2 protein-coding genes are annotated in these 915 nt (G+C 64.7%); both read left to right on the forward strand.

Annotation, left to right across the window (positions count from 1 at the left end; translation table 11 throughout):
* The first annotated feature begins 168 nt into the window (after positions 1-168).
* On the forward strand, positions 169-435 hold the full coding sequence (locus ACK4TH_RS11805) for a hypothetical protein (RefSeq protein WP_409626710.1): 267 nt from the start codon (positions 169-171) through the stop codon (positions 433-435).
* Between the two features lie 93 nt (positions 436-528).
* Positions 529-774 (forward strand): hypothetical protein, encoded by a 246-nt coding sequence (locus ACK4TH_RS11810; protein WP_409626712.1) that lies wholly within the window; start codon positions 529-531, stop codon positions 772-774.
* Positions 775-915 lie beyond the last annotated feature (141 nt).

The raw sequence follows: 915 nt of genomic DNA on the forward strand, positions 1-915 counted from the left end.
GGATGGGGTCGGGGGCCAGACCCCGTTTCCAGGCCGATTCAACAGCCGATTCAGCAGTGTCGAACACAAGCCACTCCGATGCGAAATAGATGGACCGAACGCTTGGCTTCTCACGCGAACAGCGCGTTCATCACGTCACCCCGAACCACCCGATCGAAAGGACGCCCGATGAACCCCCACATCCCCGACCTCCTCGCCACCAAGCTCGCCGAGGCCGCCCTGACCGTGCTGGTGCGCACTTGCCGCAAGGAAGTGGCCTCCGCCAGCCGCGACGAGCTCGAAGCCGCCTGCGTCGCCATGCGCGCCCAGGCACGCCCGGTCATCGACCGCTTGCTCGACGACGCCCGCGCCGCACCCTGGGTGGCCGAAGCCGCCTTCCACGCTGCTGCCCTGGATCTCGCGCAAGCCGGCATCGCGGTGTTGCGCAAGGCCTGACGAGAAACGCGAAGCCAAGCAAGAACGCTTGGCTTCTCACGCGAACAGCGCGTTCATCACCTCACCCGATCACCACGCACCAAGGAGCAGACCATGACCCTGCGCATCCGCCAACCCCAGGTCACCGACACCAACGGCAACGCCCTCGGCCCCCGCCTGATCCGCGTCGAGTTCAACGATCAAGGCCCAGCGACCGTGATGTACGACGGCCAGCGTTATGACTTCACCGGCAAGACCGGCACCAACCTCAAAACCGGCCTGCCGGTGCGCGAGATGGCCACCGTGCGCGATGCGCGCCTGTGGATCAGCCTCGATGGCGAGCACCTGTGGGAAGACTGACTCGCGCCGATCCATCCAACGACCAGGAGAAACACCATGTCTGCACAAACTTCCCCCATCACCGAACGCCAACTCGATCTCATCACCCGCGCGCATTGCGATGCCAATGGCCTGACGTAGACCGATTTGCCATCGAGCTGC

Origin of the sequence: Tepidimonas sp., assembly GCF_046292505.1 — a bacterium.
Taxonomy (GTDB): Bacteria; Pseudomonadota; Gammaproteobacteria; order Burkholderiales; family Burkholderiaceae_C; genus Tepidimonas.

Excerpts from the sequence above, each read along its gene's own strand:
- ACK4TH_RS11805 (WP_409626710.1), top strand. The coding sequence starts at position 169 with ATGAACCCCCACATCCCCGACCTCCTCGCCACCAAGCTCGCCGAGGCC.
- ACK4TH_RS11810 (WP_409626712.1), top strand. The coding sequence starts at position 529 with ATGACCCTGCGCATCCGCCAACCCCAGGTCACCGACACCAACGGCAAC.